This window comes from Sphingobium herbicidovorans, from assembly GCF_002080435.1.
Classification (GTDB): domain Bacteria; phylum Pseudomonadota; class Alphaproteobacteria; order Sphingomonadales; family Sphingomonadaceae; genus Sphingobium; species Sphingobium herbicidovorans.
Genome location: NZ_CP020538.1, coordinates 199,405 through 223,893 on the forward strand (window position 1 = coordinate 199,405; position 24,489 = coordinate 223,893).

General features: G+C 63.0%; 21 protein-coding genes and 1 tRNA gene. 15 read left to right on the plus strand and 7 right to left on the minus strand.

Annotated elements, in window-relative coordinates; genetic code table 11:
* Positions 1–145: 145 nt before the first annotated feature.
* The 5 genes from B6S01_RS00995 to B6S01_RS01020 form a co-directional block, all read right to left on the minus strand.
* Positions 146–787, minus strand: a complete 642-nt coding sequence (locus B6S01_RS00995; RefSeq protein WP_051908556.1) for a hypothetical protein — start codon at positions 785–787, stop codon at positions 146–148.
* Positions 788–806: 19 nt separating this feature from the next.
* Complete coding sequence (locus tag B6S01_RS01000) at positions 807–4,712, minus strand: CHAT domain-containing protein (RefSeq protein WP_037468506.1); 3,906 nt, start codon at positions 4,710–4,712, stop codon at positions 807–809.
* 198 nt (positions 4,713–4,910) lie between these two features.
* Positions 4,911–7,073: an ATP-binding protein gene (locus tag B6S01_RS01005; RefSeq protein ID WP_062793020.1), complete on the minus strand. Its 2,163-nt coding sequence runs from the start codon at positions 7,071–7,073 to the stop codon at positions 4,911–4,913.
* A 49-nt stretch (positions 7,074–7,122) separates the two neighbouring features.
* A complete protein-coding gene (locus tag B6S01_RS01010) occupies positions 7,123–8,109 on the minus strand; it encodes a DNA cytosine methyltransferase (RefSeq protein WP_062793022.1) in 987 nt (328 codons plus the stop codon).
* Between the two features lie 331 nt (positions 8,110–8,440).
* Positions 8,441–9,790 (minus strand): IS1380-like element ISSp1 family transposase, encoded by a 1,350-nt coding sequence (locus B6S01_RS01020; RefSeq protein WP_013039775.1) that lies wholly within the window; start codon positions 9,788–9,790, stop codon positions 8,441–8,443.
* A gap of 155 nt (positions 9,791–9,945) precedes the next feature.
* Between B6S01_RS01020 and B6S01_RS01025 the strand changes: the two genes are divergently transcribed.
* Positions 9,946–10,266: a hypothetical protein gene (locus tag B6S01_RS01025; RefSeq protein WP_081570258.1), complete on the plus strand. Its 321-nt coding sequence runs from the start codon at positions 9,946–9,948 to the stop codon at positions 10,264–10,266.
* Between the two features lie 113 nt (positions 10,267–10,379).
* Here B6S01_RS01025 and B6S01_RS01030 read toward each other — a convergent pair whose 3' ends face one another.
* Positions 10,380–10,988, minus strand: a complete 609-nt coding sequence (locus B6S01_RS01030; RefSeq protein ID WP_037468513.1) for a hypothetical protein — start codon at positions 10,986–10,988, stop codon at positions 10,380–10,382.
* A 254-nt stretch (positions 10,989–11,242) separates the two neighbouring features.
* On the opposite strand from B6S01_RS01030, the gene B6S01_RS01035 reads away from it, so the two are divergent.
* The 14 genes from B6S01_RS01035 to B6S01_RS01100 all read left to right on the plus strand — a co-directional run bounded on the left by B6S01_RS01035 (position 11,243) and on the right by B6S01_RS01100 (position 24,289).
* Entirely contained in the window at positions 11,243–13,279 is a 2,037-nt protein-coding gene (locus B6S01_RS01035; RefSeq protein ID WP_037468514.1) for a conjugal transfer protein TraG, read from the plus strand.
* Positions 13,276–13,683: a hypothetical protein gene (locus tag B6S01_RS01040; protein ID WP_037468516.1), complete on the plus strand. Its 408-nt coding sequence runs from the start codon at positions 13,276–13,278 to the stop codon at positions 13,681–13,683. The genes B6S01_RS01035 and B6S01_RS01040 overlap by 4 nt, the downstream gene beginning before the upstream one ends.
* Entirely contained in the window at positions 13,680–14,669 is a 990-nt protein-coding gene (trbB, locus tag B6S01_RS01045) for a P-type conjugative transfer ATPase TrbB (RefSeq protein ID WP_037468518.1), read from the plus strand. Before B6S01_RS01040 ends, trbB begins: the two co-directional genes overlap by 4 nt.
* Positions 14,670–14,680: 11 nt before the next feature.
* On the plus strand, positions 14,681–15,010 hold the full coding sequence (locus B6S01_RS01050; RefSeq protein WP_037468729.1) for a TrbC/VirB2 family type IV secretion system protein: 330 nt from the start codon (positions 14,681–14,683) through the stop codon (positions 15,008–15,010).
* Entirely contained in the window at positions 15,007–15,267 is a 261-nt protein-coding gene (locus tag B6S01_RS01055; protein ID WP_037468520.1) for a VirB3 family type IV secretion system protein, read from the plus strand. Before B6S01_RS01050 ends, B6S01_RS01055 begins: the two co-directional genes overlap by 4 nt.
* Positions 15,261–17,726: a conjugal transfer protein TrbE gene (gene trbE, locus B6S01_RS01060; protein WP_037468522.1), complete on the plus strand. Its 2,466-nt coding sequence runs from the start codon at positions 15,261–15,263 to the stop codon at positions 17,724–17,726. The genes B6S01_RS01055 and trbE overlap by 7 nt, the downstream gene beginning before the upstream one ends.
* Positions 17,727–17,740: 14 nt before the next feature.
* A complete protein-coding gene (gene trbJ, locus B6S01_RS01065; RefSeq protein ID WP_234810778.1) occupies positions 17,741–18,439 on the plus strand; it encodes a P-type conjugative transfer protein TrbJ in 699 nt (232 codons plus the stop codon).
* A 115-nt stretch (positions 18,440–18,554) separates the two neighbouring features.
* Positions 18,555–19,877: a P-type conjugative transfer protein TrbL gene (gene trbL, locus B6S01_RS01070; protein ID WP_037468526.1), complete on the plus strand. Its 1,323-nt coding sequence runs from the start codon at positions 18,555–18,557 to the stop codon at positions 19,875–19,877.
* 4 nt (positions 19,878–19,881) lie between these two features.
* Positions 19,882–20,670 carry a conjugal transfer protein TrbF gene (trbF, locus tag B6S01_RS01075; protein ID WP_037468528.1) on the plus strand — a complete coding sequence of 263 codons (789 nt, stop codon included), beginning with the start codon at positions 19,882–19,884 and terminating at the stop codon, positions 20,668–20,670.
* Positions 20,667–21,491 (plus strand): P-type conjugative transfer protein TrbG, encoded by an 825-nt coding sequence (gene trbG / locus B6S01_RS01080; protein WP_037468530.1) that lies wholly within the window; start codon positions 20,667–20,669, stop codon positions 21,489–21,491. The genes trbF and trbG overlap by 4 nt, the downstream gene beginning before the upstream one ends.
* Positions 21,488–22,744, plus strand: a complete 1,257-nt coding sequence (locus tag B6S01_RS01085; RefSeq protein WP_231568076.1) for a TraB/TrbI/VirB10 family type IV secretion system protein — start codon at positions 21,488–21,490, stop codon at positions 22,742–22,744. The genes trbG and B6S01_RS01085 overlap by 4 nt, the downstream gene beginning before the upstream one ends.
* A complete protein-coding gene (locus tag B6S01_RS01090) occupies positions 22,744–22,968 on the plus strand; it encodes a DUF2274 domain-containing protein (RefSeq protein WP_037468731.1) in 225 nt (74 codons plus the stop codon). Before B6S01_RS01085 ends, B6S01_RS01090 begins: the two co-directional genes overlap by 1 nt.
* 5 nt (positions 22,969–22,973) lie before the next feature.
* Complete coding sequence (locus B6S01_RS20830; RefSeq protein ID WP_037468532.1) at positions 22,974–23,312, plus strand: helix-turn-helix domain-containing protein; 339 nt, start codon at positions 22,974–22,976, stop codon at positions 23,310–23,312.
* Between the two features lie 17 nt (positions 23,313–23,329).
* Positions 23,330–24,289 (plus strand): tyrosine-type recombinase/integrase, encoded by a 960-nt coding sequence (locus B6S01_RS01100; RefSeq protein ID WP_037468534.1) that lies wholly within the window; start codon positions 23,330–23,332, stop codon positions 24,287–24,289.
* Between the two features lie 17 nt (positions 24,290–24,306).
* Here the strand turns inward: B6S01_RS01100 and B6S01_RS01105 are convergent.
* Positions 24,307–24,382: transfer RNA gene (locus tag B6S01_RS01105), tRNA-Lys, on the minus strand.
* Between the last annotated feature and the right edge of the window lie 107 nt (positions 24,383–24,489).

The window sequence follows — 24,489 nt, forward strand, 5'->3', positions numbered from 1 at the left end:
AGGCATCACCGCCGGGCGGCCGTCGCATATGTGCAAGCCTCGGCTAAAAGCGGCGGCGCAAGTTCTCGAACTTGTTCTCAACGCCCGGCTTCACGCCCAAACCGGCAGCCTGCGCCTCGATCTCCGCCATCCGGAATCCGTTGGATCACCGACCCTTCTTAAGACGTTCGAAATCAGTTAGACCGGCTGCGCGAAAAGCATCGAACATCTCGGCGCCATCTCCTAACGGCGTGACTTGGCTATGGGTCGCTGCACCAAGATCATCACAGAGTTGTATCGCAGATCTGATTGTAGAGGACAGCCAGGCGAGAAAGCGCTCCATATCGGGCGGATATAAAAGATCGGTCTCGCTTTCGAACATGCCATGTGAACCGTCTTCGGTGACGTAGGTGTTAATCGCGGTTTCAAGAACAAAGAGGTTGAGAATCGCGGTTGCAGTAAGATCGCGCTTATCTGGAAGCGCCCTGAGCTCAGGGCGCCATTCGTAGGTCTTTGCGATCAGTGCATCGTTGATATGCCCTGCAAAGACATTGCGCAGATACTTTGCGAAGCGCAGCGCGCTCGCTAATTCTTTGACGGTCTCGCCGAGCGAAGGATACTCGCGGTAGAGCGGCTGCAAAGCCGGCGCGAGATCGGCGAGCTCGCCGAGCGCCACAAGCGCTGTCTTACACGCAGCAACCCAGCGGCTCGAAAGTTTCGTACCGGCTGATAGATCGCTATCCGCGAGGAAAAGATCGCCATGAAGAATGCGCGACCTAAAATAGATGAGTTCACTGCTTGTCGCCATGCGCACCATACCCTTTCGCTCAGCAGGCTTGACCGCCTAAGTCGGTGGTCGGATGCCGGAGGTCGGGGTTGCCGAACAAGGTCATCGCGAGGCCATATGAGGGATCCTGCGCGAACCGGTCGTCGACCAGCTTGTTTGCCTCGAAACAAGCCTCGATGATGCGGGCCCCATTCTTCCAATGCTGGAGAAAGGCCGGGAGCCAGTGCGATGGAACGCGAGAATCGAGCGGCCATGGCGAAGCAATCACAGCAGCGCAGCCTCGATCAAGTATCTGCTTGGCAAGACCGACGGAAGTATTTGCGGCCGGATGCTTGTCCGCGCGCCCGCCACTGCAAACAAATAGAATCACAATTCCGACGTTCCTCAAAGCATTGGCGAGCTCGCCAGCACTTACCTTCAATACGCCCTCGTCCGACACCATCTGGAAATAACGGCCCTCGGAATTGACTCCACCGTGCGCTGTTACCACCGCAAGCGTTGATCCAGCGAAGGACGCCGGAAGGGTCGGGCCGTTGTCCGCAATGAATTGGTGCTCATTGAAGCAACTTTCTAGCCGTTCCGCGACCATCGCAAGAGTCTGGCTTTCGCCTCCACCCGCTGTCGAAATCCATGCACAATAGCGTCCGTCGCCGATCAAGCCGGTTCGGCGCGCACCCGCGAGCCAAGCGAGGGATGGCGCCGAAGCCATCGGCCGCGTCCGACCAGCGAACTCGCTGTCAACAAAAAGCAAATTTGGCGGGAACGACTGAAGGCTTGCCTCGGGGATCAGCACAATTGGACCTGGGGGCAGGTCTGAAAAGCGAAGATTATCAGTCGTTGTATAAAAAATGTTAGGCGGTCGATCATCGAGTCCATAGCCGAACGGGAATCTCTCAGCCCATTGCCGAAGCCTCGCCTCAGTGAAATGGTCGTCGGCTTCAACAACCGGCGGGCCGACATCGCCGCCGATGGTACTCACCCTGACGAGGCGGCCGCGATCATCGAAACCCGCCTGGACAACGGAAATACCGGTGAGGGAAATCGCGCGCGCGTATTCGCCGCTCTCCTCGATCGCCTTCGCAAGCGGCGGAGGAACTGCGGCTTCGTCCCAACCGGGAAGTGCAACGCCATAGTCAGCAAGGAGATCGAGGAGGAATGACGCTTGTTGCGGCTGGCGTATGATCTCGGAAGCTCCAAGTGCACGGCTGGCGATAATTGTGACGTCTCTCAGGTCAAACCCGGCATCGGCGGAGTAGCGAGAAGCTCCGCGGCCCTTCAAAACCTCGAACACAGTCTCGGCGCTGGGGCTGGCGGCGGCGGCGGCCTCAAGCATCGCACGGGTTCGGGAATCCGTTCGCGCCAGAAGTTCGCCGAAAAGCGTCTCCGCGTCTTCGACACCATGATTGCTATCGCGCATCTCGCGCAGCAACTGGCCGACGACTGCGGCAATCGGCGCGGTCATGGCGTTGCTCGCCAGGACATCGTTGCCGTTGGCAATCGCGTCGGGAAGCAACGCGGCCAGCCCCTCGAAGTCCCGCTTCTGAAGGAGTTCCCTATGGCGGATCTGGATATCCAGTGTGTCCGCGAAATGTCCGTGTGTGTCGGCCTTGCCCATTGCTTCGAGCCAAAAGCGAGACCGCGCGGCCATCCGCTTGGCCTCACGGTATAAATTAGCGTCACGCGTCAGTCGTGCGAGCGTTACGGCCTCCTGATAGAGCTGCTCGAGTTCCGCTTCGTCATCGGCAAGCATCGCGCACGCGAGTGCGACCATCGCATCCACAAAGTTGGATGAGCGCGCATAAACATCCGCTAGGGCGAACCAGGCGAGGCGTCGCCGGCGCGGCGTACTCGCCCCATTGAGAAGCGCCTGCTCGACAAGGTCGCGAGCTGGCTGCGCTGATCCTGTGGACACTAGACGACCCGCGACAACACGCAGCAACGCGAGATCGATATCGGGATCCGCTGAGTGGCGTGCAAAGGCCGATGCCACGAGCAGCCAAGTTACATGACTGTGTTCCTCCTCGGCCGAACCGGCGGGCGCATGAGAGAGATATTCGGAAACACTAGAAACAACGGCATCCGCATCTTCGCTCAAGAGTTCGGGGGGGAGCGTCAGCCGCCCAATTATTGCCGGTTCCTCGCTCTTGATCCATTGGAAGACCGATTCCATGAACGGCTTCTTCTCCATCAGCCATTCCATTCCAGCCGTGCTGATGAATGCGTCCGGAAGCGCTTTGATGGTTTGATTCGCAAGTTTTGCATTGATGATTGCGAGAATGGCAAGACCATCGGTACCCGACGCTGGAGCTTCGAGGAGTTCAGATAGCGATACGCGAAGGTCTGCCCGCGAAGGGTCGTCGGCAAGTCGCTTGAGCAGAGCGACGATCGCGTCCTCGACCCGCTCGCGTCCGATCGGCCAGGCGCCCTTGGACCCCGCGAGCAGAAATATCTGTCCTAGAACATGTATGAGGTATCGCTCGCCGCGTGCAGCGTGTGCTCCGATTGGCAAGGGCTGCACTAGCTCAAACGCATGAATCGGGAGCGCCCTAGCTATAGCATCGTCGACTGCCGCCATGCGATAGGCAGTGGCAAGATCCTGATCGGTGCCCGCCTGCGCGATGAAGGAACTATAGTCGGGGACGGTCGCGCCACCGAGATTCTGGTCGAGTATTCGGTAGAAGGCGGCGGATTCTCCGTTTTGCAGCCGGTCCGCCGCCACATCCGCCGCCAACGCATATTGTCGCTCAGCGGCGAACCGACGAAGATCACGACGTGCAACGCTCTCGTTGCCAGGGAACAGCGCGTCCAGCCGCGCTGCGGCGGCGGCGGCGATTACGGTAAGATCACCGTCCATTGCGATCCCAAGTGCCGTTTCGAGATATTCAAGCGTATCAAGTTCGGCGATCGCCGGAGCCAGAAGCTCGCCAGCAAGCCTTAACGCGTTTGCCTCGCCTGCAATTCGGGCGAGGCGAACGCGCGCACTTGGGAGAAGCGAGGCTCCGCGATCTGCTTCGCCGCGGATCGCCTGTAAGACGTGCGCCGAAAAACCGGCGCGGCTCATCAGCTGAATCCGGAGAAATTCTTTGTGGTGGTCGGCGCTGGCAGGAAGTCCTTCGAGATCGCGAAGAGCTGCACCTAGTCGACCCTCGTCAATCCATTGCGCCCACTGGTCGATGCGCTTGGCAATCAGGTCGTCAGGCCCGTCTTCGCTCCAACTCGACACAACGCCACAACCCTCGATCGAAAGGAGCAGGTCCTGGAGCGGCTTTCTGCTTGGGTAGGAAAGCCCAGTATCCATGGCCGTGTAGGTGAGACGACCCTTGCCATTTGCCGTCGCAGCAGCCGCAAGCCCATGAACTTGTGGCACCCAGAAATCTTCATCAAGGATCGGCGCGGAAAGCCCACGCGGAACGTTGGGTTGAATGTCGTCCGCGCGATAGGCAGCCGCGTTGACAACGACGATCGCCGTGAAGTCGTTTGCATCGGCAATGCGTTCGACGATCCCGCCAGTGAGGAGGTTCGGCATCACCTCGATGACGAATGTCGCGCGGCGCGCAGCCTCGTGTTGTCCGGAAAGTTCGCATCCCGAAAAACGTTCGTAGACCTCGCGAAAGTTATCCCAAAAAGTTGTGAACCACGCGTCGGCGTCAGAATTCGGCGGCAAAACAATAATATATCGACGGAATGCCGGTTCGTTGCCATTGATATGAATCGCGCTGAGAGCCGCCGCGATGATGCTGATGCGACGATGCACCGTTGCGACGTCAAGGCACAATATGTCGGACCCGCCGAGAACGTTCGGTTGATCGGAGTAGTATTGGACAATATGGTCCGCAGCAGCAGCCCAGTCGCCACGCTGAATCGAAATCAACGCGCGTTCCGATGCACCAGAAGTGGCGGGATCGTCGTCATTTCCGTCGTTGCCGGAAGGCTCTTCGATTATCATGCCGTCGCCGCGCCTAAGAGGTAAACAAAATCAACGACAGCGAAGTGCTCATCAATAGCCATCGCTAGCGCATAGATGAAAGATGCTTCCCGGCCAATCCGGGAGCGGCTGAACCATGAGAATAGTCCTGTTTATGGATGGTTGATTCGCAAATTCGTGGCCGATTTCGCGTATAACCCAGAGCCAAGAAACGAGTTGCTATTGGAGGGTCGTAACCGTCTGTACCGATTCTTGCTCAGCAGCCGAAGCGGTCACTTCTTCTTCGTCGTCGGCTAAGCCTCGGCGTATGTCGATTTCGAGGGATTCAATTACCGACGCGTGTGCAACTTGCGCCCCCTCCAGAAGGGATCGAAGCCCCACTACTTTCCAAGCAGTGTCAGGACCTGCCTTCCCGACTCGGTTGAGCAAAAGCCTCTCGTCATCGTTGGTCGTCTTTGTGTCGGGCATAGATCCGATAAGGTAGCCCTGAACGTGAACCCGACGGTGTAACTCCATTAGGCAATATTCTTCGACCTTCGCCATATAGCCCTCGAGCTGTGACAGATGGGCGTTCATCAAGGGAAGCGACGGGCTCTTCAATTCTACTATATTTATCTGATGCGGAGCGCCCGTGTCGCTCATAACAAAGACAAGGTCGGGGCGCTTAGCGTCATCCATCGCCTTGACCTGTTCATCTATGCCAAGGTGAGCCGCAATAGCAGTCGATACTCTTGAGAGGTTGGCATCACTCGTTAAGTATCTGGAATACTCCGGCTTGATTAGCCAAGGCTGGTCTTTGAGAAGGCCATGGAGGCGATTCTCGATCCCTTTCGTCTTCCAGAACTCTCCCTCACCATCTTCGATAAGCTTCAAGAGGGCATTGATGCCATTTCGCTTGCCGCGATAGTTTTTCAAAGCATCGCTTTTCTCGATATCTGCCAGCTCGACAAGATTGAGCGCGATGATTTGAAGGGACTTAGGATCATGTCCGAGTTCGCTAAGCCGGATTAGAACTTCGCCGGCATTGACAGATTGCGCCACCAGCGGTGCCAATTCTGCAAATTCTTCTGAGTCAGCGCCATGTTCCACCGCGAGCGCGCGTATGAGCTTCTTGGCTGAGGTCTTTGCTCGACCTTCCAGGGCATCTGTGAATCTCATCACCGATCGGGCAGTTTTAGACCTCTCGATATCATCGTCGACCTTGTCTTCTTTCCACTTTGCGTGGGCAGCAAGCGCCTTTTTCATCGCTTCTTCGACGAAGGTGATCAGGGCGCGCACGATTTCGTTGTCTTCGCGCAACTGCGTCCGGTTGGTATTCACCAAGTCGATGCCATGACGGTCAAGGTCATCGGCGCGAACAACACATTCCATGTAGCTCTGGCTGTGGAAGTTGTGCATGCCGGTCGGAAGTCCGAACAAAGATGGCCCAGCGGCGAGCCGATCGTTGCAGTAGATTCGGGCTCCCCGCTGCGACGTCGGTAGGTGCTTCCCCCTGGGGCGAAATCCTACCATATATTTGACGGGCAGGGTGGTAACGTCTTCCACATTCACGACATCGTCGGCCAAATTAGCCAGAGAGGCGCCCGCGGGATAAACAAAATCATACTCTGCGACTTCGGCTTCTACCAAGACGTGGTTTATCTTGATGGCCAGTTCGTCGGGCTCGATCCCGAAAAACGCCTGGCGAATAGTATTTCCGATGGTATCGGTGGAAAAGCGCACCGCATCGGCTTTCAATCCGGTCAACGTGATCTTGGTGCCATGATCTTCAGAGGGGAGATTGTCTTCATAACTCGCCGGAATGTCGACCGATCCTAGGTCTTCGGCATGTCGGATTGTGCTATCGTCAAGTATGAAGGTTGTGGCGAAAGTTTCACCCTTGCGCTTGGTACGGATAACCACCTTTGTCGCGGCGCCGAACCCCGCTAACTTCCCAAGTCCCTTTCGCCCCATCACGTTTCGGACGCCCGTTTCGGACTTCAAAATCGTTTCTGCCCCGGTCTGGACATCCAGGCGGCGCTTTCGATTTATAGGCAGGAATTTCTGTTCAACATCAGCCGGTGACATCCCGTGACCATCGTCAGAAATTACAATCGAAATATTCTCTGGAAGGGGGGTAAGAAGAATCGTGAACGGATCGCGCTGATTTTCGGCGACTTCCTTCTTTGCGGCAGCCTTCGCAGCAACCCGAGCTTCATGAATTTCGTCGGTCGGGATCGTAATTTCTACTTGTCGCGCCTCGCTGTCGTACGCGTTGGCGACAAATTCGACTAGGCATTTGCCTATCGTCGCATACATGTTGATTCCAAGTGCTTCTAGCATCCCTCCCTGAATTCGGAGGGGAAAAGAAGCGGGCCGCTTATCGAAAAGGTCGTGGCTCATTCGGTCAGCATGATACTTGTTGAACCGAATTGGAAGAGCCTGCATCCAATTACGCGGCTACTTTGATCTCCGTTTTGGATATCGCGTCGCGCACGGCGCCCGCGACGGCGCGGGCTAACGGTACCGGGACGCCGTTCCCGATCTGACGAGCTACAGGGTAAGGCCTGCCAGCGAACATCCAATGATCCGGCACTCCCTGAATTCGTGCGCCCTCACGAAGCGATAGCGTCCGATTCTCTACGGGATGTAGATATCTACCCTTGGAGGGGTTCTGGAATGTGCATCGGATAGTGTTGAGAGGTTGATCTGGATCGACCCGCCCCCAGACGTCTGTTGCCTGGCATCCGACCCGCGTCCACGATGGGGGGCAGAGTTCGGGAGCCAGCCGCATCAAATCTCGCTTGTCACCTCTTGGCGGAATGAGCTGAATTCGTTGAGCCGCGATCCCGACCGGCTGTGGCCAGCGATGTAGTTCGTCGCCCACAGGTATTTCTCGGGCGAGGACATCGCCAGCGGTAATGCGTTCATGATGCGGCGCAGGAGCGTTGAACCTTCCAATCTTCGAAGCAATCGTAAAGGCTCGGCGGCGCAGCTGCGGCGTCCCGTAATCCACGGCGTCAAGGAGCCATGTAAATATCTCGTATCCTTGACCTTCCAGCATCACAGCAAGGCGCCGCCACTGCTGAGACGACAGAAATGGTGGGACATTCTCAACCACAACCACTTCCGCGTTGCTCGCTTTCGCCCACCTCGGAACTTCGAGCGCAAGATCGTTCCTGACGTCCAAGGGGTCTTGCCTGCCGAGCGTGGAGAAGCCTTGGCAAGGCGGGCCCGCGATCAACACATCCGCCTGTGGGATGTCGTCGAATCCTGACACCGATGCCGTAACTCCGACGTCGCGCAGGTTCCGATTGTAGGAAGCAATTGCTTCCTTCGAAATGTCGATAGCGAGAACTGGTTCGAAGCCATGATCGACGAAGCCAGCACTGAAAAGGCCGGCGCCGCTAAAAATATCACAGAAGGTCATATTTCGCATATTCGCATAGCTTTAATGTGAATATGCGAATATGCAAGGCGAATTATGCGATTCGAAGATGTCCCTGATGATGTCCTGGAACTCTTGGCGGCGATGCTCCGAGTGCCGGGATTGCCCGTTCAAAAGGACATTGCTCGTGCGATCGGAGCTGATCAGGCACTAGCCTCTCTTATTCACGACGCTCGGTTTCGGGCCCGCTCTGGGCATTTGCTGCGGCTGGCTGTATTGCGCGGACGACCGGCATCGCTGGCGTTTGTTTCACCGCATTCGGATTGATGGGCTTTTCGGGTTGAAGGGCTGGGCTCGGAGTTCTGCGGCGCTGCCGCATGGGCTACGTCGGCGCAGGCTTCAGCCGGAGAACGAGGGCGCGGAACAGGTCGGCATCCGGACAGGCGGAAGCGAAGGCAATGCGGATGCGGCTAGCACTTTCTACGACGCGCGCAGCGACCTTGAGCAGCCGCAGGCGCAAGGTGGTAAACTCCGCGCTTGCCAGAGCAGCGGTCCTGGGCATCGCCTGCTGGATGCGCCATAGCAGCCAGTATGCGGCAGTGTGCAGTATCAGGCGCATCTGATTGGCATTGGCCGAGCGGCACGAGGTTCGGTCGCTGGCGAGCTGGGACTTGTGGCGCTTGATCAGGTTCTCGGCCTGACCACGCGCGCAGTAGAGCGTGTCGTAGATGTGCTCGGCCGATCCTGTTGCCAACGAGGTGACGACATAGCGGATGTCCATGCCCAGCGTGCTGGCCTCGATCCGTGCAACGACGCGACGCTGGCACTTCCAGGTCTTTGCCCCATAGCGGGTCTCGGCATAGTTGCGCAGGACGGGACACTGACGCTGGGCGCGCTTGACCGCGCAGGCATCGGCGACCGCAACAATGGCGGGATCGGCGCGCAGCGCTGAATTGGTGGGCAGGCCGAACACGTAATCGACGCGGGCCGCATCGCAGTAGGCCATGACCTCGGGTCGACCATAGTGCCCGTCGCCGCGGATAGTGATGTGGGTATCGGGCCAATTACGGCGCAGGTGACGCACCAGGCGTCGGATGTGCCCCGCCGCCTCCTTTCCAGAAGGCGTCTTGCCTGTGCGCAGCAGCATGGCCACCGGCCTGCCGGTCGCGGTGTCGTAGATATGGATCGGTAGGAAGCAGCGCTCCCCATGATGCCCGTTCCAGAACGAGAGCTGTTGATAGCCATGCACGACGTCGCACGTGTCGTCGATATCCAGCGTGACCGCTGTCGGAGGGGCGGGATAGCTGGCGCAGTAGATGTCGATCATCGCGGCCATCATGCTGGCCAGTTCGCGCGTAGTCGGTGCATTTTCCCACCGGCTCATCGTCGGTTGGCTGGCCAGCCCCGCGCCCGATTCCGGCAGCTTGCCGAGCGCCAGGCGGAAGCCTGGATCGTCGCGCAGAGCATCGAGATCATCGGCATCCTCATAGCCGCACGCAATCGCGAACACACGGGCACGCAGAATGTCATCCAGGCGATGGATCACCCGCGCTGGATCGCGCGGATCGGCAATACAAGCCGCCAGGCGCTGGCAAATCCCCATCGCGCGCTCGGCCTGTGCAAGCAGTAGAACACCGCCATCCGAGGTAAGCCGGCCACCGTCGAACGCAGCTGTGATTTTCTTGCGGCCGACTGCTGGGAATCCAAATGAGCTTGCGATATCATCGTTCATGGCGGGTGTGGCCCGTGGCATTTTCTGCCCTGCGGCAGGTTCGGCTTAGACACCCAGTTCCTAATTCAGATCAGAGGCTTACGCCACTCCCGCCAACCCTTCAGGACACTTTTGGTGAATAAGGCGGGCTAGTATCGCGGGTGAGGAACCGAGAGGTGAAGCGCGTTACCCCGCGCATCGCCAACCTGTGGAACTATGTGAATCAACGAATTGCCGAACAGCGCCGCGCTGGCGCTGCCAGCGAAGAGATTGACAGCGACGTTTCGAAGAACGCGTTGTTAAAGCCAAAGCGGCGCGCGCGCGATCTTCCCAACGTTTCGACGTTGGGTCCGGCTTCCCAATACGCGGACGATGCTATTTCCGGCGTTAAGGCGTATTTGGCGGACGGCTACGATGCACGCCTGATTCTAGAACAGATTCAGGTGCTGCGTAGAGCTCAGCATGTTCGACGAGCCGGTCGGAGCCGCGATGTATAGCGCTTAGGCCGACTGACGCGCAGACTATGATAAACCACGGCGGTGCTGCGAGGCGCGAAGAGAGATGCGCCAATCGTCCCGGTTGCACAGCCGTTGCATATCACATTCCCCGCTTAGTCACGCATATCTCTCTCCAGTGCCAGCGCCTCCCGCGCTGTCTTTAAGTCGGCCATCGTGGCGGGCTCAGATATTCCGCCAATTCGTTCGATCTCGCGTAATGCGGGTTGCACGGCATCAATCGCGCTGATGGCCGGGTCGAGCACCCATTCGACGCCGTAACCAACCTTGCGGTCCTGATCTTCAACGATATGAGGAAAATGGGTCACCGCTTCGCCATAATATCCGTAAAACCGCGCCACGGGCATGAGAATGTCAGGAGACAAGAGACCGACCTTGGATGCCAGTGCTTTGAAAAGTGTGGCCTCGGGGAGGACAAAGCTCTCGGTAAAATGAGCAGGAAGTCCGCCCCCAGAAATCCCAGTGCGCAGGTACCATCGCCCTACTGAATTGGCTAGATGAACGAGTTCCTTCGAAATCAGCGTGATCTCGCTGTAAAGACCGAGGGCCACAGATAACGCCTCTTTCGCCCGGGTTTCATCATCGCGGCGCCGGTTCAACTTGTAGTTGTAGAGCGCGCCCCAAGTCAGCGCTGCGAAGCCGAGGATGGAGCCGATCATCGACTGCCAGCCCTTCAACTCCTCATATAACTCGCACAGTGTCATCAGGTCCCCCCTATGTCGTGAATGCGGCCACCCGTGTTTCGCGGCCTCGCGGGATGAAGTCGAGCATTCCCAACCGCGCGCCAGCTTCCCGCATACGCTCAGTCGTCACAATAATGTAGGAATACACGGCTCGATGGTCTGAAATGCGTCGGAGACGTACCTCGGTGCGTCGGAGACGTACTGTAAGTTTGGCCGTCTAGCGCGGATTTTGTGGGCTCGGGTCCGGACAAGGCCGTCCGGACGGGAGCCTCATCATGACCCCGACCAAATTGCTCATCGGCCAGATATTGATCGTCTTCGCGATTGTGGTTCTCGGCGTCTGGGCAGCCACGCAATGGGCCGCCGAGATGCTCGGCTATCAGCCGGAGCTTGGCGCGCCATGGCTCCGCCTCGGCGGGCTGCCGGTCTATCGGCCGTGGGACCTCTTTCCCTGGTGGTATCACTATGAGGCCTATGCGCCGCACGTCTTCGACAAGGCGGGTTCGCTCGCGGCGGCCAGCGGTTTCATCGGCTGCGGCGCGGCGATCGGCGGCTCGCTCTGGCGCGCGCGACAGAAAGGGCAGGTCACGACTTACGGCTCGGCGCGCTGGGCGAAGGAGCGCGAGATCGACGCCGCTGGGCTGCGCGGCGATGCCGGCGTGTTTCTGGGGCGGCTGTCGGGCCGCTATCTGCGCCACGCGGGCCCCGAGCATGTCATGGCGTTCGCGCCGACGCGTTCGGGCAAGGGCGTCGGGCTCGTCGTCCCGACGTTACTCAGTTGGACCGGTTCGGCGGTCGTCCACGACATCAAAGGCGAGAATTGGCAGCTGACCGCGGCGTGGCGATCGCGCTTCTCGCACTGCCTCTATTTCGACCCGACCGACGTCCGCTCGGCGCGCTACAATCCGCTGCTCGAAGTGCGCAAGGGCGCATGCGAGGTCCGCGACGTCCAGAATATCGCCGATATCTTGGTCGACCCGGAAGGGGCGCTCGAACGGCGTAATCACTGGGAAAAGACCTCCCATTCGCTGCTCGTCGGCGCGATCCTCCACATTCTCTACGCCGAAGAAGAGAAGACACTCGCGCGCGTCGCGACCTTTCTCTCCGATCCCTCGCGCAGCTTCGCCGCGACGCTCGTCGCGATGATGCGCACCAATCATCTCGGAACGGCAGACGAGCCGCGGGTCCATCCCGTCGTGGCATCGGCGGCGCGCGAGCTGCTCAACAAGAGCGAGAATGAGCGCTCGGGCGTGCTCTCGACCGCCATGTCGTTCCTCGGCCTCTATCGTGACCCGACGGTCGCCGCGGTGACATCGGGATGCGACTGGCGGATCGCCGATCTCGTCTCCGCCGAGCGGCCGCTCTCGCTCTATCTCGTCATCCCGCCGTCGGACATTTCGCGGACCAAGCCGCTCGTTCGCCTGATCCTCAACCAGATCGGTCGCCGCCTCACCGAGAAGCTCGACGACCGGCGATCGACCGTCCGCCGCCACGACCTTCTGCTGATGCTCGACGAGTTCCCGGCGCTTGGCCGTCTCGATTTCTTCGAGACCGCGCTGGCCTTCATGGCGGGCTACGGCATTCGCGCCTTCCTGATCGCGCAGTCGCTGAACCAGATTTCCAAAGCCTATGGCGATAACAACGCCATCCTCGACAATTGTCATGTCCGCGTCGCCTTCGCGACCAACGACGAGCGCACCGCGAAACGCATCTCGGACGCGCTCGGCACCGCGACCGAGCAGCGTGCAATGCGCAACTACGCTGGCCACCGGCTCGCGCCCTGGCTCGCCCACGTCATGGTCAGCCGGCAGGAAACCGCCCGCGCGCTGCTGACGCCGGGTGAGGTCATGCAGCTGCCGCCGACCGACGAGCTGGTGCTCGTCGCCGGGCTGGCGCCGATCCGTGCGAAGAAGTTGCGCTATTTCGAGGACGCCAATTTCAAGGCGCGCCTCGGCCCCGCGCCCGAACTCGCCGATGACGGCTATGCCGATCGACCGGCAACACGCGGCGACGATTGGAGCGGCTGCGTTGCGGGGTTGGTCGCTGCCGACATCGACGCGGATGACGCCGACGACGCCGCGATCGAGGATGGCGGCGCGCAGCAGGCGAAGGTGCCCGAACTCGCCGAACAGCCGGAACCGCGCGTCGAGACCGCGCGTCCCTCCAACCCGCTCGGCATCGACGACGATACCGATCCCGCGATCGACAAGAAATTGATGGACCGCGTCCGTCCGCTCGCGCCGGTCTTGATCGGTCACGCGATGGACGAAGCCGTGTCGCAGGACGGCGAGCAGCTGGGGCTCGGGCTGTGAGCGCGCGCGCGGGCCTCGTCCGGCACCAACTCTTCATCGAGCGCGGCCTCAGCGACCGGCTTTCGCTGCTCGCGAGAAAGCCCGGCGTCACCAAATCGACGATCCTCGCCGAGGCGCTCGAAGCCTGGCTGACGCGCCAAGGCGTCAATGAACTGCAGGAGCGCTTCGGTCCGCGCCTCGATGGCCTGGCGCGCGTGCTCGCGCGGATCGAGCGCAACGGCCAGATCGAGATCGAAATCCTCGCACTCCTCGTGCGCTACCTCCTCGCATCGGTCCCGCCGGTTGCCGAGGGCGATGATGTCGCGCGCGCGCAGGGCCGCGAGCGCTTCGAATGGTTCACGGCGAAGGTCGTCGAGGCCTTCCGCGAGGGCCGCGGCAGTTTTGGCTCGGGAGGCGGCGCGTGAGTGCGGCCGTCTCCGCCGAACGGCGGCGCACGATGCTGCGCAGCGCGATGGGCCCGGCGATCGAGGCGGCGCTGTCGAACGCGCATGTCGTCGAGGTGATGGTCAATCCCGACGGGGCGCTGCGCGTCGACGTGCTCGGTGAAGGCCGGGTCGATACCGGCGTGCGCATGGCGCCCGAACAGGTCGAGCGGATCATCCGGCTTGTGGCATCGCATGCCCGCTTCGAGGTGCACGCCGCGTCGCCGATCGTCAGCGCCGAGCTGCCGCCGCATGGCGAAGGGGCAGGCGAGCGGTTCGAGGGCCTGTTGCCACCGGTCAGCCTCGCCCCCTGTTTCTCGATCCGCAAGCCCGCGGCGCGGGTCTATACGCTAATGGATTATGTCGGCGCCGGCATCGCGACGCCGGAGGCGGCGCGCCTCCTGTCGCTGGCCGTCGTCGAACGGCTCAACATCCTCGTCGCCGGCGGAACCAGCTCGGGCAAGACGACGCTTGCCAATGCGCTCCTCGCCGAAATGGCGAGCCTCGACGAACGCGTGATCCTGATCGAGGACACGCGAGAGCTCCAATGCCCCGCGCCCGACCGCGTCGAACTGCGCACGCGTGCGGGCGCGGTCTCGATGGGCGATCTCGTCCGCTCGACGCTGCGGCTCCGCCCCGACCGCATCATCGTCGGCGAGGTGCGCGGTGCCGAGGCGCTCGACATGCTCAAGGCGTGGAACACGGGACACCCCGGCGGCATCGCCACGGTTCATGCCAATAGCGCGGCGTCGGCGCTGACCCGGATCGAGCAGCTCGTCCAGGAGAGCGTCGTCACCGTACCGCGGCGCCTGATCGCCGAGGCGATCGACCTCATTGTCTTCATCGCCGGACGCGGCGCCGCGCGGCGCATCGCGACGATCGCGCGCGTCGAGGGCGTCGGCCCGACCGGCGACTACGCACTGACCGACCTTTCCATTCAGCCTGAAGGAGAAATGCCATGTCCCTGATTCCCTTTGCGATGTCGCGCGCCACCACGACGGCGCACACCGCGCGTCCGGTCCTTGTTGCTGCTCTGACGTTCGGCCTTGCCGCAACGGCGCTCGCCGCGGGCTCGGGCATGCCGTGGGAGGAACCGCTCCAGCAGGTGCTGGAATCGGTGCAGGGACCGGTCGCGAAGATCATCGCGGTGATCATCATCATCACGACCGGGCTGACGCTGGCATTCGGCGAAACCTCGGGCGGCTTCCGGCGGCTGATCCAGATCGTCTTCGGCCTTTCGATCGCCTTCGCCGCCTCGAGCTTCTTCCTTTCCTTCTTCAGCTTCGGCGGCGGGGCGCTCGTCGCATGAGTCATATCGAAGGCTATGAGGCGCCGATCCACCGCTCGCTCGCCGAGCCGATCCTGCTCGGCGGCGCGCCGCGCGGGCTCGCGATCGTCAATAGCACGATCGCCGCGGCGATGGGGCTCGGACTTCAGCAATGGATCGCCGGCCTCATCCTCTGGGCGCTCGGCCACACGCTGATGGTATTCGCGGCGAAGCGCGATCCCGATTTCGCGCCGGTGCTCGCGCGCCACATTCGGCAGAAAGGCGAGCTCACATGCTGAACCTCGCCGAATATCGGTCGCGCGCCGACCGGCTCGCCGATCATCTGCCATGGGCGGCGCTCGTGGCGCCCGGGATCATCCTCAACAAGGACGGGAGTTTCCAGCGCAGCATCGCCTTTCGCGGCCCCGACCTCGACAGCGCGACCGAGGCCGAACTCGTCGCCGCCTGCGCGCGCGCGAACAATATGCTGCGGCGCTTCGGATCCGGCTGGGCGCTCTTCTTCGAGGCCGAGCGCGTCGCCGCGGCGGGCTATCCCGAAAGCGAATTCCCCGACGCGGCCTCGTGGCTCGTCGATGCCGAACGGCGCGCCGCATTCGACGACAGCGAGCGGCAGCATTTCGAGAGCCATTTCCACCTGACGCTCGTCTGGATGCCGCCTGCCGACCAAGCCGACGGCGCCGGGCGCGCGCTGATCGAACGCCCCGACGCCACGCAAGGCACGCGCGACTGGCGCGAGGCGCTCGCGCGCTTCGAGGCCGAGAGTCTGCGCGCGATCGACCTGATGGCGACGTTCATGCCCGAGGTCCGCGCGCTCGACGATAGCGAGACTCTGACCTATCTCCACCGCGCGATCTCGCCGCACCGCCACCGCGTCCGCGTTCCCGCGACGCCGATGTATCTCGATGCGTTGCTCGCCGACACGCCGCTCACCGGCGGGCTCGAGCCGATGCTCGGTGACCAGTATCTGCGGTCGCTGACGATCCTCGGTTTCCCCTCGATCAGTCGCCCCGGCATCCTCGACGCGCTCAACGGACAGGACTTCGCTTATCGCTGGACGACGCGTTTCATCGCGCTCGACAAGGCCGACGCGACTGCGGCGCTGACCAAGCTCCGACGGCAATGGTTCAACAAGCGCAAGTCGCTCTCGGCGCTGCTGCGCGAGGTGATGTACAACCAGCCGGCGCAACTGCTCGACAGCGACGCCGACAACAAGGTCGTCGATGCCGATGCCGCACTCCAGGCGCTCGGCGGCGATCATGTCTCCTTCGGTTATTTGACGACGACGATCACGGTATCGGACCGGAACCGTGCCCGCGCCGAGGAAAAGCTGCGCGCCGCCGAGCGCATCGTCCATTCGCTGGGCTTCACCGCGATCCGCGAGAGCGTCAACGCGGTCGAAGCCTGGCTGTCGAGCTTGCCGGGCCAGACTTACGCCAATGTCCGCCAGCCGCTCGTGCACAGCCTCAACCTTGCGCATCTGATGCCGCTTTCGTCGGTGTGGGCCGGACCCGACTGGAACCGCCACCTTGGCGGCCCGCCGCTGCTGATGGCCGAGACCGGTGGATCGACGCCGTTCCGCCTCTCGACCCATGTCGGCGACGTCGGCCATATGATGATTGCGGGGCCGACGGGGGCAGGGAAGTCGGTCCTGCTCGGTCTGATCGCATTGCAGTTCCGCCGCTACGCGGGCGCGCAGCTCTATATCTTCGATAAGGGTAATTCGGCGCGCGCCGCGGTGCTGGCGATGGGCGGACGACATCATGCGCTCGGCGAGGGCGACGATATGCTCGCCTTCCAGCCGCTGCGTGAAATCGATCGCGCCGAGGAGCGGAGCTGGGGCGCCGACTGGGTCGCCTCGCTCGTCGCGCACGAGGGCGTTGCGGTGACCCCCGACATCAAGGACGCGATCTGGTCGGCGCTGACCAGCCTCGCGAGCGCGCCCGCCTCGGAACGCACGCTCACCGGTCTGTCGCTGCTCCTCCAGTCGAATGCGCTGAAGGCGGCGATCCAGCCCTTCACGCTCGAAGGTCCGCACGGCCGTCTGCTCGATGCGGCCGAGGAAGGGCTGGCGCTCGGATCGGTCGAATGTTTCGAGACCGAGGCGCTGATGGGGCAGGCGAGCGTCGTCGAACCCGTCCTCTCCTACCTGTTCCACCGGCTCGACGCGCGGTTCAACGGGCGGCCGACCCTGCTTATCCTCGACGAAGCCTGGATATTCCTCGACAACCCGCTCTTCGCGGCGCGCATCCGCGAATGGCTGAAGGTGCTGCGCAAGAAGAATGTCGCGGTGATCTTCGCGACGCAGAGCCTCGCCGATATCTCGAACAGCAGCATCGCGCCTGCGATCATCGAAAGCTGCCCACAGCGGATTCTCCTCCCGAACGACCGCGCAGTCGAGCCGCAGAGCCGCGCCGCCTATGCCGCCTTCGGGCTCAACGAAGCGCAGATCGAGCTCGTCGCGCGCGCGACGCCGAAGCGCCAATATTATCTCCAGTCGGCGCGCGGCAACCGCCTCTTCGAGCTCGGTCTGGGCCCGATTGCGCTGGCGCTCTGCGGCGCATCCGATCCGGCGACGCAGGCGCGGATCGACGCCGTCCTCGCCGAGCATGGCGAAGGCGATTTCGCGGCGCACTTCTTGCGCGGCGCCGGCCTCGACTGGGCCGCCGACCTGCTCGCCGACTTCCCCGGTGCCCCCACTACCGATCGACCCGCCCCCCAAGAAGGAGAAATGCCATGAAGACGTTTGCCCATATGCTGCTTGCCGCTGCCGCCATTCCGGCGCTGCTGCTCGCCGTGCCGCCCGCCACCGCGATGCCGGTTTTCGACCAGGCCAATTATTCGCAGAACCTGCTCACAGCCGCGCGCACGCTCAAGCAGATCGACCAGCAGATCCGGCAGCTCCAGAATGAAGCGCAGATGCTTGCCAACATGGACAAGCATCTGAAGCGAGTCGACTTCCCCGAACTCGAAAAGCTGAAGGATAATCTCGCCCGCGTCGATGCGCTGATGGAAAAGGCCGAGGGGATCGACTTCGGGGTCGACCAGCTCGACGCGCGCATGGCGGCGCTGTTCCCGAAGGACTTCTCCGGCCTGCCCCGGTCGGCGAGCGTCGCCAATGCCAAGGCGCGGCTCGATACCGCGATGGCGTCGTACCGCCGCACGCTCGCGGTCCAGTCGCGCATCGCCGCCGACGTGAAGGCCGATGCCGCGGTGCTCGCCGACGTCGCGGCGCGAAGCTCGAGTGCGGAGGGCAGCCTGCAGGCGCAACAGGCGACCAACCAGCTTCTCGCTCTCGCCGCCAAGCAGCAGATGCAGCTCCAGCAGATGATGGCGGCCGCTTACGAGGCCGACATGATCGACCGCGCCCGCGCGGCGCAGAGTGCGGCGGAAGCGCGCGAGCGCACACGCCGCTTCCTCGGCGACGGCAAGGCTTACACGCCGATCCGCTGACCAGCGACACGAACGGCGCGAGGCTGCCCCTCTCCTGGCCCGCCGTTCGCCGCGGGGTCTCGAAAACTCCCCCCGAGACCCCGCGGACCCATCATCCTCTACGAAAGCCCGCCCGATGGACGATCTCAATGTCATCGACCGCTTCATGGAAGCCTTCATCCGCTACATCGACAGCGGCTTCGGGCTGCTCGGCGGCGATGTCGCTTTCCTCACCAGCATATTGATCGGCATCGACATCACGCTCGCCGGGCTCTTCTGGGCGATGGGCGGAGAGAATGACATCATCGCGAAGCTGCTCAAGAAGATCCTCTATGTCGGCGTCTTCGCCTTCATCATCGGCAACTTCGGGGCGCTTTCGGATATTATCTTCCGCTCCTTCGCCGGGCTCGGCATCACCGCCGGCGGCGGCACGATCTCGGCCGAAGACCTACTGAAACCCGGACGGCTTGCCGGCGCGGGGTTCGAGGCGGCGCATCCGCTCATCGACCAGATCAAGGACATGCTCGGGCCGATCGCTTTCTTCGAGAATTTCCTCGAGATCGTGGTGCTGCTGATCGCCTGGGTCCTCACGATCCTCGCCTTCTTCATTCTCGCAATCCAGCTTTTCATCACGCTGATCGAGTTCAAGCTGACCAGCCTCGCGGGCTTTGCGCTGATGCCCTTTGCCCTCTGGAACCGGACCGCTTTCCTCGCCGAACGCGTGCTCGGCAGCATCATATCGTCGGGGGTAAAGGTGATGGTGCTTGGCGTCATCGTCGGCATCGGCTCGGGTTTCTTTCCCGATTTTCTGACGACGATGGCGGGCTCCGAGCCAGACGTCGAGGAAGCGATGTCTTTGGCGCTCGGCGCGCTGGCCTTGCTTGGGCTCGGCATCTACGGACCGGGCATCGCATCGGGCATTGTCGCCGGCGCACCGCAGCTCGGCGCGGGCGCTGCAGTCGGCACCGTCGCCGCAGCCGCGGGAACAATGATCGTCGCCGGCGGCGCCGGCATGGCGGCTGCGCGCGCTGGCGGCGGCGCCGCGCTCGGCGCGGTTCGCGCCGGCACATTGATGGGCGCGGCGGCCTCGACGTCGTACAAGCTCGGGCAGGAAACCTCGGGATCGCAAACGGTCGGCGCCGGTCTCTCGGGCGTCGCAACCGCGACCAGGGGCGCGGCCGTCAACGCTGCGCGCCGCACTGGCAGCTCGCTCGGGATCGGCGACGCCGCCGCCGCCGGGCGCGATGCCGCCTGGAACGCCGGAAATCAGAGCAAGAGCCCGGCTTCGCCGCCGTCGAACGAGAATGCCGCCGCGTCTGCTGCACCGCCCGCGTGGGCGACCGATCTCAAGGCCGACCAGCGCCGTCGCTCGGCGCGGCAGACTGCCGCCCATGTGATTTCCGACGGGAGCCGCGGTGGCAGCGGCGCGAGCCCCGATATCGCCGAGAAGGAGGATTGATCCGATGAAATTCAAACGACCTATCCAGCGCTACGGGCACACGCCCGAGCCGGTCACGCCCTATCAGCGCGCCGGACAGGCGTGGGACGACCGGATCGGCGCCGCGCGCGTCCAGGCACGAAACTGGCGGATCATGGCATTCGGCGGACTTCTGCTCTCGACCGGGCTCGCCGCCGGACTTGTCTGGCAGTCGGTACAGAGCCGCGTCACGCCCTATGTCGTCGAGGTCGACCGGCTCGGCGAGGCGCGCGGCGTCGCGCCCGCAACCGCCGATTATAATCCGACCGACCCGCAGATCGCGTGGGCGCTCGGCCGCTTCATTGCGAATGTCCGCGGCATCTCGCTCGACCCGGTGCTGATGCGCGAGAATTGGCTCGTCGCCTATGACTTCGCGGCTGAGCGCGGCGCTCTCTTCCTCAACGAATATGCGCGGGCCTCCGATCCCTTTGCGAAGGTCGGGACGAGATCGGTGTCGGTCGAGATCACCAGCGTCGTGCGCGCCTCGCCGCGGTCGTGGCAGGTGAAGTGGAAGGAAAGCGCCTATGAGCGCGGCAGCCTTGCTTCGACGTCGCGCTGGACCGCGATGCTGACCGTCGTCGTGAAGCCGCCGCGCTCGGCCGACGTCTTGCGCAAAAATCCGCTTGGCCTCTATGTCGAGGCGATCGACTGGAGCCGCGAATATGAGCGCGAGGAGCGCGGCCCCGCCGCCGCGAACGCGCCGCCGCACACGGCGGGTGAGCCGCCCGCCGAAACTCCTCCTGTACCCGCAACCCCCGAAGGAGCCTTGCCATGACGTGCTTCCGCCCGATTCTTGCCGCTGCCGGTGCGGTGGCTCTGGCCTCTTCCGCAATCGCCGGTCCCGGGCCGGTCGAGCGCGTCCGCGCGGCGGCGGCTGCCGCCGTCAAGGAACCGCGCGCGCAGGACTATCGCGGTGCCATCCAAACCTATGCCTATGTCGAGGGCGGCGTTTACCGGCTCGTGACCGCGCCCGAGCATATCACCGACATTGCGCTCGAGCCGGGCGAAGCGCTCGTCGCGGTCGCGGCGGGCGATACCGCGCGCTGGACCGTCGGCGACACGACGAGCGGGGCGGGAGAGGCGCGCCGCGTCCATATCATGATCAAGCCGCTCGCGCCCGGCTTGGCCACGAATCTCATCATCACGACCGACCGGCGCGTCTATCACCTCGCGCTCGCAAGCACCGCGCGCACGGCGATGTCGGCGGTCTCCTGGACCTACCCGCACGACAGTCTTCTCGCGATCGAGCGCGCCGCAAGTGCAACGCGCGCCGCGGTCGAGGCGCGCCCGGCGATCGATCCTGTCCATCTCGACTTCAGCTACGCGATCCGCGGCGACAAGCCGGCATGGCGGCCGCTGCGCGCGTTCGACGACGGACGGCAGGTCTTTATAGAGTTTCCGGCGACGCTCGGGCAGGGCGAGGCGCCGCCGTTGTTCGTGACCGGGGAGGGCAATAGTCCCGAACTGGTCAACTACCGCGTCAGCGGACGCTTCTATGTCGTCGACCGCCTTTTCGAGCGCGCGGAGCTTCGTCATGGAACGAAGCGGCAGACCGTCGTGCGCATTGTCCGCGTCGGCCCCGGAGCGAGCCGGTGAACGCGTCCGACGTGCCCGATCGCAATGTGAGCGAGGACATCGCACCGAAGGTTGGCGCCGCGCCTGCCGATCCTGCCGCGTTGGAGCAGCCGGCCCCGCTGACGCCCAAGGTCGATCCCGAGAGCCTGGTGCTGCGGGGAAGCCCGCGCCGAGTGGTGCGGTTCCGGCGCGAGCTGATTATCGGCATGGCTGCCGTCGGCGCGCTGGCGATCGCCGCCACCGCATGGATTGCGCTCAGCCCCGCGTCCTTCAAGCTTGCCGCGAGCGGCGACGAGATGTTCGACGCGCAAGCGGCGCGCTCGCCCGAGGCGCTCGCCGCGGCACCCGGGAGCTATGATGCGATCCCGAAGCTCGGTTCGCCGCTGCCCGGCGATCTCGGGCGCCCGATCCTCGAGCATCAGCGCAAGCTGGCGGGCGAGGGCGAGGTGCTGCCTGCCGACCCTGCCGCCGATGCGGCCGCCGTCGCCCGCGAAAAGGCCTTGGCGGACCAAGCTGCGGCGCGCCAATCGGCGGTGCTGATGCTCGGCGGGCGGAGCGGGGCGGCTAACCTTACAGTCGCCGACACCGTATCGGCGCCGGAGAAACCTGGCGAAACGGTTCCGGGAGCTCCAGCCAGCGCCGCAGCGACCGGCAGCGCGGTCGCCGCTAGCGCGAATGAAGTCAGCGCACACCGCATTCGCCAGCCGGCCTCGCCTTGGATCGTGAGCAGCGGCAGCATCATCCCGGCGAATCTCGTGACCGGGCTCGACAGCGACTTGCCCGGCCTCGTCGTCGCGCAGGTGAGCGAGAATGTTTACGACAGCATCACCGGACGCACGCTCCTCATTCCGCAAGGCGCCCGGCTCCTTGGGCGATATGAAAGCAATATCGCCTTCGGCCAGCGCCGCGCTTTTGTCGCCTGGCAGCGCATCATCTGGCCCGACGGATCGTCGCTGACGCTCGACAACGCGCCCGCGACCGATGCCGCGGGCTATGCCGGGCTCGCCGACCAGGTCGACTTCCACAGCTGGGCTTTGCTCAAGGGCGTCGGGCTCGCGACGCTGCTCGGCGTCGGCACCGAACTCGGCTTCGGGAACGACGAGAGCGAACTCGTCCGCGCAATGCGCGAGTCCGCGCAGACCAACGGCGCGCGCGCCGGCGACCGCATCGTCGAGCGGAATCTCGACATCCCGCCGACCATCCGCGTGCGGCCCGGCTGGACGCTGCGCGTGATCGTCCACCGCGATCTCGTCCTCGCGCCGTGGAGGCCGTGATGCCCGATATCAAGCTGGCGAAGATCCCCGATCGCAAGCCCGTGAAGCTCGTCGTCGAGATGTTGCCCGACCTCGAACAGGCGCTAGCCGATTATGCCGACGCCTATGCGGCGGCTTACGGGCAGCGCGAGAAGCCCGCCGACCTCGTGCCCTACATGCTCTGGTCGTTCCTCGAGAGCGACAAGGCGTTCGCGCGCGCCCGGCGCGGCGGCGCGGCGCCCTAGCCGCGATGGCGGAGCCGGCGCTTCTATCGCTGATCGAGGCAGCGGATTTCCTCGGCCTGCATCCGAACACCGTGCGCCGCTACGTCCGGCAGGCGGTCATTCCCGGCGGCAAGATCGGGCGCGACTGGCGCTTCGTCGAGGCCGACCTTGTCGCCTGGCTTCGCGGGCGGTATCCTGATGACGCACGGATGCATCTGGGTGCCGACGACAAGGAGGCACTATGGCACTCTGGAAACGTGCAAATACCTATTATGTTGACATCACAGCCCCGGACGGAAGCCGAATTAAACATACTACTGGCACAGCCGACCGGGAAAAAGCGAAGGAATACCACGACAAGCTGAAGGCTCAGCTGTGGGACTTGGCGAGACTGAAGCAGAAGCCGAAGCGTTCATGGGACGAAGCGGCACTGCGTTGGCTCAAGGAGAAGGCGCACAAAAAGTCCTACCGGGACGATGTGCAGCGGATCCGTTGGTTCACTGGTCATTTGCGGGGCAAGACCCTCGACCAGATCGACCGGAGCCTCGTCGATGGCCTGGTGACGCGCCATATCCATGGCACGGATCGCACGAAGGATCTCTATGTGGCGCTCATCCGCGCCATCTTCCGAAGGGCGATGCGCGAATGGGAATGGATCGACGCCGTGCCGGCGTTCAAGACCTACAGCGTCGGCGGAAAGGTCCGCGTTCGCTGGATCACCGAGGAGCAGGCCGAAACCCTGCTCAAGGAACTGCCGGCCCATCAGCGTGAAGTGGTCGTGTTTGCGCTCGCGACTGGCCTGCGCCAGGGCAATGTGCTCGATCTGACATGGGACCGGGTCAATCTCGCCCGGCGCATCGCGACGATCGAGCATGGCGATACGAAGAACGGGGAAGCTTTGGGCGTCCCGCTCAACGATCTCGCCGCCGCCGTTCTCATGCGGCAGCAGGGCAAGCATGAAAGCCATGTGTTCACCTTCCGGGGCAGACCGCTCCGTTCGGCGAACACGCGGGCTTGGCGCAAGGCGCTCCGGCGCGCCGCGATCACCAACTTTCGTTGGCACGATCTGCGGCATACCTGGGCGAGCTGGCTCCGGCAGAATGACGTGCCCACCTGGGTGCTTCAGGAGCTGGGCGGATGGAAATCGGAATCGATGGTGCGCCGCTATGCGCATCTGTCGGTGAAGCATCTTCAGCCGTACGCCGACCAGCTGACTTTCGGGTCCCGAACCGGCCTCGCCGGAGAGGCGCAGAAGACTGCGGAAGTCCATGTCCCAAAATCACCCCCAGGCACGGCGCAAACCGGTCTGCGATTGGTGACCCGGGACGGGGTAACCGTTTGATTTGTAAGGGAAGAAAATGGTGGACGCACTAGGGCTCGAACCTAGGACCCGCTGATTAAGAGTCAGCTGCTCTACCAACTGAGCTATGCGTCCACACTCGCTTCCGGACATCCCGCTAGGGGCTCGCCGTGGCGTGGGCGGGCAGTTAGCATTGTCCTTTAACTTTGCAAACAGGAAATTGCCTCACTGCACAAAAATAT